Origin of the sequence: Xenorhabdus griffiniae (assembly GCF_015163655.1) — a bacterium.
Taxonomy (GTDB): domain Bacteria; phylum Pseudomonadota; class Gammaproteobacteria; order Enterobacterales; family Enterobacteriaceae; genus Xenorhabdus; species Xenorhabdus griffiniae.
On the sequence record NZ_JADEUF010000132.1, the window covers coordinates 1 to 9979 of the forward strand.

9 protein-coding genes and 1 pseudogene are annotated in these 9979 nt (G+C 41.7%); 2 read left to right on the forward strand and 8 right to left on the reverse strand.

The genetic code is table 11. The features are described from left to right. Positions 1-13: 13 nt before the first annotated feature. The 6 genes from IQ211_RS16400 to cysJ form a co-directional block, all read right to left on the reverse strand. Positions 14-415, reverse strand: coding sequence for a DUF1240 domain-containing protein (locus tag IQ211_RS16400; RefSeq protein WP_189759499.1), 402 nt, complete (start codon positions 413-415; stop codon positions 14-16). A gap of 44 nt (positions 416-459) precedes the next feature. Then, positions 460-1362 (reverse strand): hypothetical protein, encoded by a 903-nt coding sequence (locus IQ211_RS16405; protein WP_189759498.1) that lies wholly within the window; start codon positions 1360-1362, stop codon positions 460-462. 84 nt (positions 1363-1446) lie between these two features. Next, the gene (locus tag IQ211_RS19930; RefSeq protein WP_262985596.1) at positions 1447-1581 is read right to left on the reverse strand and encodes a hypothetical protein; all 135 of its coding nucleotides are present in this window, start codon (positions 1579-1581) and stop codon (positions 1447-1449) included. 206 nt (positions 1582-1787) lie between these two features. Beyond that, entirely contained in the window at positions 1788-2522 is a 735-nt protein-coding gene (locus tag IQ211_RS16410; RefSeq protein ID WP_189759497.1) for a phosphoadenylyl-sulfate reductase, read from the reverse strand. Then, complete coding sequence (gene cysI, locus IQ211_RS16415; RefSeq protein ID WP_189759496.1) at positions 2519-4258, reverse strand: assimilatory sulfite reductase (NADPH) hemoprotein subunit; 1740 nt, start codon at positions 4256-4258, stop codon at positions 2519-2521. The genes IQ211_RS16410 and cysI overlap by 4 nt, the downstream gene beginning before the upstream one ends. A 1-nt stretch (position 4259) precedes the next feature. Beyond that, positions 4260-6056, reverse strand: coding sequence for an NADPH-dependent assimilatory sulfite reductase flavoprotein subunit (gene cysJ / locus IQ211_RS16420; protein WP_189759525.1), 1797 nt, complete (start codon positions 6054-6056; stop codon positions 4260-4262). Between the two features lie 276 nt (positions 6057-6332). On the opposite strand from cysJ, the gene queD reads away from it, so the two are divergent. Next, positions 6333-6695 carry a 6-carboxytetrahydropterin synthase QueD gene (gene queD / locus IQ211_RS16425; protein ID WP_189759495.1) on the forward strand — a complete coding sequence of 121 codons (363 nt, stop codon included), beginning with the start codon at positions 6333-6335 and terminating at the stop codon, positions 6693-6695. Between the two features lie 34 nt (positions 6696-6729). Here the strand turns inward: queD and queE are convergent, their stop codons facing one another. After that, on the reverse strand, positions 6730-7401 hold the full coding sequence (gene queE / locus IQ211_RS16430; RefSeq protein ID WP_189759494.1) for a 7-carboxy-7-deazaguanine synthase QueE: 672 nt from the start codon (positions 7399-7401) through the stop codon (positions 6730-6732). Between the two features lie 167 nt (positions 7402-7568). Between queE and IQ211_RS16435 the strand changes: the two genes are divergently transcribed. Continuing rightward, positions 7569-8954: an amino acid permease gene (locus IQ211_RS16435; protein ID WP_189759493.1), complete on the forward strand. Its 1386-nt coding sequence runs from the start codon at positions 7569-7571 to the stop codon at positions 8952-8954. A 97-nt stretch (positions 8955-9051) separates the two neighbouring features. Here the strand turns inward: IQ211_RS16435 and IQ211_RS16440 are convergent. After that, positions 9052-9834, reverse strand: a pseudogene (locus IQ211_RS16440) (endonuclease/exonuclease/phosphatase family protein); the annotation flags it as partial. Positions 9835-9979: the final 145 nt, after the last annotated feature.

Genomic DNA, 9979 nt, shown 5'->3' on the forward strand with positions numbered 1-9979 from the left:
ACATATAATATACTTAGTCACATAATTTTTCATTTTTTGCATACTTTTGGGGAGCGCTTATCGAATTTTTATAACAAGTAACATATCCATTTTCTTTTAATTTGAAATCACCGTACCAATATACAGGCAAACTAATTACAAAACCTAAAATACCAAAAAATGTCAGGAATTTTAAAATTGAATTATTGTGTTTTGGCAACTTTAAAAAAAGCAAATAATAAAACATGGAAATACAAAAATAAAATATTAAAGGATAAAAAAACAATACTGCAAACATCCTCCATGAAAAAACAATAACATCTGAAAAATTATAAATCAATAAAAATTCATCAATAGCAAAAAAGAGAGCCGCGTTTATTATTAAAAATAATAAAAACATACTAGTTGCTAAAATTGATTTATTTTTACTATCCATTCCGGCCTCTTTATTATTTCCAACACAATTATGATAAATGAAGGTTATTTTATTCGTGGATAAGGATAACCAAATGGCTGTTTACGATAATCTAGTTTATCAGCCTCAGCCAGTTCCTTTTCACGCATGTAGTTTATCAGTTTTTTGCTAATTTTATAACGGTCATCAAGCTCAGATAGTACCCAAGTTGTCAAAATTCCAGCAGCTAACGCCACAACAGCAACCCCTAAAGCAAAAGCTCCCGCTCCCAAAGCAATAGCTGCACCAGCAATAACCCCAAGGCCAACCAAAGCTCCAACAGCGGTTTTAGCTACATCCATCGTGATATTTCCGAAAAAATCATAAATATCGTACTCATCTCTAAATAATAATTCCGCTGATCTATACAGGGCAGAAACAACAATAACTCTTCTAGATACTGTAGCTATTCCTTCTCGCATTCCTTGTGTTCCTATGCCGATATCTATCACCTTCCAATGATCTGCTCTGTATTTTGTAGCGGTTAAAAATTTTCTGACTCCGGCATGTCCTGTCAGCTTTATCATTTTATTTCCATATCTATTGACATATTCAGTTACTCTTACACCAAAATTACTACTTAATTCATTTGCTAATCGCATAAAAGCATAAATATCTAATATATTACCTGAATACGTTGTTACAACATCTGTAACTGAAAATAGATTATCTTTCCATGATGAATTAGGATTACTTCCACAAGAATTTTTTACAGCATCAACCATTTCACCATAAGTTAACACAACATAATATTCTTCATCATCACACATTCTTTTCACAATATCAGATGACATATTGGAATATTTTCTTTCAATTTCAGCGTAATTCTTTCTTCTATAATCTTCTGTGATAGATAATGGTTTAATCCCTCCATTATCCTTCACTAGCATGTGATCAATAATCATGCTTTCAAATTCCCTTCTACTCATTTAAATATCCTCATCCAAAATAGATAATTTAATATTTTAATTCTAATTTAGATATTAGAACTCGACCATCAAAAGCACGTATATTTACTCCACCATTCTTCGATGATGACATAAACTGAAACAAAACGTCATCATTGCAGCCAGTTTATCCTCTGCAATCACAGGACTGTCAGCTAACACATGATTTATTTGTTGTAGCAATTCTTCTTTCTTATCCATACGACATATCCTATTCTTAACGAAGAGTTAGAATATAACATTTTTATATAAAAAATAGCCACATCAATCACATAACAATGATGCGTTAAAAAAAGTATAAAGTTACCCCTAATTCATCCATAAGGAATAATTGTAATCTAAAAAAACCAAACCTGAATTTACGCGGTTCTGAACAAACCCTTCTCAAATAAAGCTGGGGGACTAATTTAACTTTCGTGCAAACCACACTCACGTTTCAGGCCAAAAAAACGGGTTTGTTCTTCACTCATACCGGGTTCCCATTTTTGGGTGGTATGCGTATCCCCGACAGAAAGGTAGCCCTGCTCCCATAATGGATGATATTCAAGACCATGTTTTGTCAGGTATTGATATACCTGCCGATTGTCCCAATCAATTATAGGTAGAATTTTAAAAACTCCCCGTTGAATTGCCAACACAGGTAAGTTGGTCCGGCTTTCTGATTGCTGGCGACGTAACCCCGCAAACCAGCTCTGTGCTCGCAGAGCTGCTAATGCACGATCCATCGGCGCAACTTTATTGATTTGGTTATAACGTTCGATCCCTTCTATTCCCTGTTCCCATAATTTGCCATAACGAGCTTCTTGCCAGGCCGGAGAATGTTCTGCACGAAAAATCTTCAAGTTCAGGTTGAGTTTTTCAGTCAATTTATCGATAAATTGATAAGTTTCAGGAAATAAGTATCCCGTATCGGTAAGAATCACGGGAATATCAGGATACTCCCGTGTCACAAGATGCAAACAAACTGCCGCCTGAATACCAAAACTAGAGGAAAGCACAAATTCGCCAGATAAATGTTCCAATGCCCATCTCACCCGTTCACGAGCATCCAGTGCCTCCAGTTGCTGATTAATGTCTGCCAATGACGTGATTTGCTGCTCTGGCGCCAATGCCGCCAGCTCCGATAAGTTCAATCGGCTCATACTGCCTCCTGCCAATCATAAAAATCGACGGCCGAATTCAATACGGGTTTGATGATATCAGCGCGGATCAGAAAATCACCAAAACATTCACCGGCATGACGCTCTGATGCCCAACGACCAATTAATTTATCCAGTATCTCAAGGATCTCAGCTGATGTGATATTTTCCCTGTACATGCGAGGAATGCGATCACCTATGCGATTTCCTCCAAGATGCAGGTTGTAGCGATCAAGTGCTTTACCCACCAGCCCAATTTCTGCCAGCATCGCCCTGCCACACCCATTCGGACAGCCTGTAACACGCAGTATGATCTCTTCATCACCCACACCATGCTTTTCCATTAATGCATCAACATAATCGACAAAAGTCGGCAAGAAACGTTCTGCTTCAGCCATCGCTAATGGGCAAGTAGGAAATGAAACACAGGCCATAGCGTGGTGACGCAAAGTAGTCACGCTATCGTCAATTAAGCCATGAGCACGGGCAATGTCTTCAATCCGCGTTTTTTCACTCTCCGGCACTCCTGCCACAATCAGGTTTTGGTTGGCAGTCAGACGAAAATCGCCTTTATGGATTTTCGCAATTTCTGCAATCCCTGTTTTTAATGGCTTGTTGGGATAATCCAACAAACGGCCATTTTCAATAAATAAGGTCAGGTGCCATTGATCATCAATGCCTTTTAACCAACCAATTTGATCGCCCCGACCAGTGAATTTATATGGCCGAATAGCTTCAAATTTCACGCCAGCACGTTTTTCAACCTCTTGTTTGAAGGTTTCAATACCCACACGTTCAAGGGTATATTTGGTTTTCGCATTTTTACGGTCAGTCCGGTTACCCCAATCACGTTGAGTGGTCACTATCGCCTCTGCAATAGCCAGTGTGTGTTCCTGTGCAATAAAACCAAATTCAGTCGCCAGCCGTGGGAAGGTTTTTTTGTCGCCGTGGGTCATGGCTAATCCACCACCCACCAATACGTTAAAGCCAATTAATTGATCATTTTCCGCAATGGCGACAAAATTCATATCGTTGGCATGCAGATCCACATCATTTTGTGGCGGGATCACCACCGATGTTTTGAATTTACGGGGCAAATAAGTGGTGCCAAGAATCGGCTCTTCATCGGTTGTTACAATTTTTTCTTTATCCAACCAGATTTCAGCATACGCGTTGGTACGAGGCAGCAGATGCTCCGAGATCTTTTTCGCCCATTCATAAGCCTGTTGGTGTAAAGCAGATTGCACCGGATTGGACGTACACAGCACATTACGATTGACGTCGTTAGCGGTAGCCAGTGAATCCAAGCCCATATGTGCTAATAATTGATGTGCTGGCTTGATATTGTTTTTTAATATCCCATGAAACTGGAATGTCTGGCGGTTGGTCAATCTAATACTGCCATACAGCGTATTTTCTGTCGCAAACCGATCAATACCCAGCCACTGTTTTGGGGTAATAATTCCCCCCGGTAAGCGACAACGCAGCATCATGGCATGGCGTGGTTCGAGTTTTTGTTCTATACGCTCGGCCCGAATATCACGGTCATCTTGCTGATACATGCCATGAAAGCGGATAAGGAGAAAATTATCCCCCTCAAATCCACCTGTCAGCCCATTTTTTAAATCTTCGCTGATCGTTCCTCGCAAATAATTACTGTCCAACTTCATGCGTTCACTGTCTGCAAGTTTGCCTTCAACGATTAAGGTATCTGTTTTTTCTTTGCTCACATTGCTCATATTAGTAAACATCTCTCTGATAACGGCGCTCAAGGCGCAATTCACTCAAGAACTCATCAGCCTGCTCAGCATCCATACCACCATGTTGTGAAATGATGTCCAATAGGGCCTGTTCTACGTCTTTTGCCATGCGATTCGCATCGCCACAAACATACAGATGAGCGCCATCCTGAATCCAGCGCCAAACTTCTCCTCCCTGTTCACGCAGTTTGTCTTGTACATATACTTTATGTTGCTGATCCCTTGACCATGCCAGATCAATGCGGGTCAATAAGCCCCCTTTCATATAACGTTGGAATTCAACCTGATAAAGAAAATCTTCAACAAAATGGGGATTACCGAAAAACAGCCAGTTTTTACCTTCAGCTCCCTGACTGTCACGGTGCTGCAAAAATGCCCTAAACGGAGCAACCCCCGTTCCCGGCCCAATCATGATGATTGGTGTATTAGGATCGGCCGGTAAACGGAAATTGTTGTTCTGTTCGATAAACACGCGGATGTTGTCATCTTCCTGCAAACGATCCGCCAGATAACCTGACGCTCCGCCTGTACGGGCACGTCCTTCAATATCATAACGGACGACTCCCACGGTAATATGGACTTCGTTTTCCACTTCAGATTGGGAAGAGGAGATGGAATAGAGACGTGGTGTCAGTGGGCGCAATAAATCAATAAATTGTTGGGCTTCTGGCTGTGAAGCCGCAGCCCTGACCATATCAACAATAGGTGTTGTCTGAGCGTATTGTTGCAAGGCTTGTTTGTTAGCGACTAGCGATAACAGTTTTTCATCTTTCGCCAACGCTGCATATTTCCCAACAATTACACCAGTATTTTGCGTCAACTCTACGTGACTAATCAAAGCTTTACGCAATGGAAGTGATTTTCCATGCACATTAACCTGCTCTGAACCGTCTAACCAAAGCAGAGCTATTAATTCATCCACTAAAGCCGGATCGTTTTCAAACCAAACACCCAAGGCATCTCCTGGTTGATAACGCAGCCCTGAGTCCCCTAAATCAATTTCAACATGGCGAACATCTTTGTCAGAACCACGTCCCGTTATTTTCTGGCTCGTCAACAGGGAAGCCGTCAAGGGGCTTTCTTTGGTATACGTTTGGGCTTCCTTGACATGCGCTGAAATAGTAGATGAAGTGACAGCATTTACCTGTACTGACAAACGCTGCTTCAAAATATCTGTAATTTGCTGACGCCATTGAGCCGCTTGTTCTTGGTATTCCACATCAGCATCAACACGATCCAATAGGCGCTGAGCACCAAGCTCATACAGACGACTGTCAAAATCTTTCCCTGCCTGACAGAAGTTTTCATACGACGTATCCCCAAGGCCAAATACGGCGTATACCGTCTCTTTCATTGATGGCGCTTTTTTGGCATAGAGATACTTATGGAGTGCTACAGCTTCTTCTGCGGGTTCACCTTCACCTTGTGTTGAAGCAATAATAATCAATATCCGTTCCTGGGAAATTTGTTTAAATTTATAGTCACCCGCATTAATTAAGTTTACATTGATATTTTCAGCTAATAGTGAATCTCTTAACTGTTCAGCCAGACGACGGGCATTGCCTGTTTGCGATGCGGAAAGCAAAGTTACGGTTTCCTGTGCGGAAACGATAGGTGTCTCTGCCCCAATTTGTGGCTGATGATTCACCATTCCCCAAAAGTAACCAGACAACCAGGCTAATTGATGGGGAGAAAAATCGCTAGTTGCAGACTGCAAGCGTGATAATTGTTCTGGAGAAACAGGTAGTAATGCGATTGAAGGTGGTTTTGCGGTCATTGTCCCAGTGCCTTTTGCTATAGCCAGTATCCATGTTGTACAAGATGCAGGAATCAATCCAGTCATGAACATGAATTGATTAAGGTTATCCCAGAATAGGAGCTGTGTTTAAAGAAAGGATCGCAATATCTCATAACCAAAACGCCTAACTTTATTTACAGATTTAATATATCAATAAAGTCGTTAAGCGTTGTGCTTTTTACTTCCAGAAAAATCACGTTAAGCTGGCAAAGTTCAGGTAGAATAGCCGACCTTTTAAAATCAGGGGAAAGCACAATGAGTACAACTATCTTTAAAGATTTTCAATTCGAGGCAGCACATCGCCTTCCACACGTACCGGAAGGACACAAATGTGGGCGTTTGCATGGGCATTCATTCATGGTACGTCTGGAAATCACCGGAGAAGTTAATCCACTTAGTGGCTGGCTCATGGATTTTGCCGATGTCAAAGCCGCCTTTAAACCTGTCTGGGAACAGCTCGATCACCATTATCTCAATGAGATTCCTGGGCTTGAAAATCCAACCAGCGAAGTGTTGGCCAAGTGGATCTGGGAGAAGTTAAAACCGACGTTGCCTCAACTCAGTGCTGTTATGGTTAAAGAGACTTGTAGCGCAGGTTGTATCTATCGGGGAGAATAAGGATTCAGCACCAGAGCCTGGTGCTGAATGAGATTTAGGCGATATTTAAGTATTTATGGGTTTGCATCGAAAAACGCCAATTACGGGCAATACACGTTTCGATGCACAGGCGAGTAGCATCTTCTTTCTGGCTGATCGGCTGTAAGGCAATAACCGGAGTAGGATTTCCATCAAGCATAGTCAATAATTCATCTAATGCTTCAATATCGCGCTGCCGCCCGACAGGGTGCTTAATTTCATTAGCGCGTTTAAGCGCCTCAGGCAAAACCCGATAGCCTCCGCGCATTTTCACTTTCGGAGAAACCGTCACCCACGTTTTGTCAGAACACTTAATAGCATGTGTACCACTTGTCTCTATCTGACATTGATAGCCTTCACTTTCCAGTGTTTCAGTCAAAGGACGCAAGTCATATAAGCACGGTTCTCCGCCGGTAATGACAATATGCTTCGCACTATAACCTTGACGAGTGAATATGCTCAGTAATTGTTTTGCACTGGCAACGCCCCACAAATCGCTGTCTTGCGATTTCAGTAAGATATTTTCCATTGGCTGCTGTTTATCAGCCTCTTTTTCCCATGTATGTTTGGTATCGCACCAACTGCACCCTACTGGACATCCCTGTAATCGAATGAAAACCGAAGGTACACCGGTAAACACTCCTTCTCCCTGTAAAGTTTGGAAGATTTCATTTATTGGGTAAATCATAAAAAAACTCTGGTTTTAATAAACTGCCCGTTATTATTACAGATATCTATCCCGCGAACATCCATCTTTATGGTATTGTACCAGGTTGCTTTTGCTGGCATCTCACGCCAGACAGAGCATCGTATGCCTAAATACTCTCAGGCTGAAAGGATAGATGGGAATAACGAATGCAAAATAATGAAAATCAGCTTAAACAGGGTCTAAGCGTGCGGCATATCCGCTTTATGGCTTTAGGCTCTGCAATAGGCACAGGGCTGTTTTATGGCTCAGCAGCAGCAATACAGCAAGCGGGTCCCGCTGTATTGCTGGCCTATTTACTCGGCGGAGCTGCCGTATTTATCGTGATGAGAGCACTCGGCGAAATGGCCGTTCACCATCCTGTATCTGGTTCTTTTTCGCAATATGCCAGCCATTATCTGGGACCTTTGGCCGGTTTCTTAACTGGTTGGATCTATATTCTTGAAATGCTGTTTGTTTGCCTGGCTGATGTTACTGCATTCGGCACGTATATGAAGCTCTGGTTCCCACATGTTGATCAGTGGATTTGGGTTTTAGGGATTGTCTGTTTTATTGGCGCCTTGAATCTGTGTCACGTAAAAATCTTTGGTGAAATGGAGTTTTGGCTTTCAATCATTAAAGTCACTGCCATTATTGCCATGATTATCGGCGGCCTTGCCATTATGTTTTACGGTTTCGGACAAGCAACTGAGCATGCAACCGGTCTGTCCAATTTATGGGAGCATGGCGGTTTTATGCCAAATGGTATCAGTGGCGTGATAGCTTCATTCGCCATTGTTATGTTCGCTTTTGGTGGCATCGAAGTCATTGGTATCACCGCTAGTGAAGCGAAAAATCCAGAAAAAACGATCCCTCAGGCAATTAATGCGGTTCCGTTTCGTATCTTGATCTTCTATGTTTTGACTCTGTGTATCCTGATGAGCATCTATCCATGGAATCAAATTGGTCAGGATGGCAGCCCATTTGTACAGATTTTTTCTAATTTGGGAATTAATTCAGCGGCAAATATTCTGAATGTGGTCGTGATTACCGCGGCGATTTCCGCTATCAATAGTGATATTTTTGGTGCTGGCAGGATGATGTATGGCATGGCGCAAGAAGGACAAGCGCCCGAATCATTCAAAAAATTAACTCGTAATGGTGTGCCATGGATGACGGTTCTTGTCATGACTGCAGTTCTGTTACTTGGCGTAGTGCTAAATTATTTGATCCCTGAAGAAATCTTCATTCTTATCGCTTCTGTTGCCACATTTGCGACTGTCTGGGTATGGTTGATGATTTTAATCTCGCAGATTGCTATGCGTCGCCAAATGAGCGCAGAAGAAGTCAAGACACTGAAATTTCCAATCCCAATGTGGCCCATAGCCCCAATAATCACACTTGTCTTCATGGTCAGTGTCATCGTATTACTGGGCTATTTTGAACAAACAAGAGACGCATTATATGTTGGTCTGGGCTGGGTGTTTATTTTGACTCTGGCTTATTTCTTCGGTGTGAAGAAGAAACTATCAGCAAATCGCTCTTCTAATCAGTAAACTGTTCAAGTATGTTTCAAAAAGCGTCGGTAAGCATCGACGCTTTTTTATCTTTTCTCTGCAAGATCAATAAGTCGTTTTAGCCAATCAATTATTATCACAAAGAAAATTTCACCATCAACGGGTTATGATCAGACGCACCAGTCATGACAACTGCTGCACGGGAAACTTTTAATTCACGATAAAAAACAAAATCCAGCGGCTTGCCAAAAACAATCGTCCTATGATCGTCATTAAAATGTACTTCTTTCAAATTCATACGATGTGTAAAACGTTCCAATATTTTTAATCTCTGCCGACTCCATGCATTAAAATCCCCAGCAAAAATAACAGGCCCATTATGTAAGCTGATATGAATGCCAATGTTATTGAGTTGTCGACTATAAACATCAACACCAAGGCTAAAGTTAATGGCATGCACGTTTATCACCATTAACTGACGTTTATCTGGCAATGGATAAATTGTAATTAATGACGATTTAGATAGTCTAAATATCGGTTCTTTTTCACGTAGCGGGCAGCAATAAACTGGTGAAGACGATGCTAATGTCATCACACCCGATGGATGTTGAGGGAGAGCAAATGCTGGAACCTGATCCGCAACCAAGCCGCTGTCTGTAATAAATCTCAATAAGGCTGGCGTCGTTTGTGCTTCTTGTAGCAAGACAAGATCACTCTTCTCAATCAAAGAAGACAAAACCTGTTGCCATGATGGCCGTTGTTGTTTATAGATATTCCAGATGGCAACAGAAAGCTCACGATTATGCTCAAGGAGCGGTTCTCCACGTGGTAGCGACTCATCCTCAAGTAATTGCTTAGAAGTAGGGAAAACACGCTCTACAGGCTGTCCGGCAACATATCTCATGGCAAAATTTTTTTGCGCATAATCTTTTCTCGCCCAACTTTTTCTTAAATAAACGCGATGCTCGACTTTCTAGATGAGATGACATAGTGAATTGAAATGACATAGCCCTGCCTTTATAACCTTAAGTTGCGAAACAAAGAGCAATAAAGGAACAAAAGGC

Bases quoted from the DNA above. Each gene is read 5' to 3' on its own strand.
- IQ211_RS16400 (WP_189759499.1), bottom strand. From the start codon at position 415: ATGGATAGTAAAAATAAATCAATTTTAGCAACTAGTATGTTTTTATTA.
- IQ211_RS16405 (WP_189759498.1), bottom strand. From the start codon at position 1,362: ATGAGTAGAAGGGAATTTGAAAGCATGATTATTGATCACATGCTAGTG.
- IQ211_RS19930 (WP_262985596.1), bottom strand. From the start codon at position 1,581: ATGGATAAGAAAGAAGAATTGCTACAACAAATAAATCATGTGTTAGCT.
- IQ211_RS16410 (WP_189759497.1), bottom strand. From the start codon at position 2,522: ATGAGCCGATTGAACTTATCGGAGCTGGCGGCATTGGCGCCAGAGCAG.
- cysI (WP_189759496.1), bottom strand. From the start codon at position 4,258: ATGAGCAATGTGAGCAAAGAAAAAACAGATACCTTAATCGTTGAAGGC.
- cysJ (WP_189759525.1), bottom strand. From the start codon at position 6,056: ATGACCGCAAAACCACCTTCAATCGCATTACTACCTGTTTCTCCAGAA.
- queD (WP_189759495.1), top strand. From the start codon at position 6,333: ATGAGTACAACTATCTTTAAAGATTTTCAATTCGAGGCAGCACATCGC.
- queE (WP_189759494.1), bottom strand. From the start codon at position 7,401: ATGATTTACCCAATAAATGAAATCTTCCAAACTTTACAGGGAGAAGGA.
- IQ211_RS16435 (WP_189759493.1), top strand. From the start codon at position 7,569: ATGCAAAATAATGAAAATCAGCTTAAACAGGGTCTAAGCGTGCGGCAT.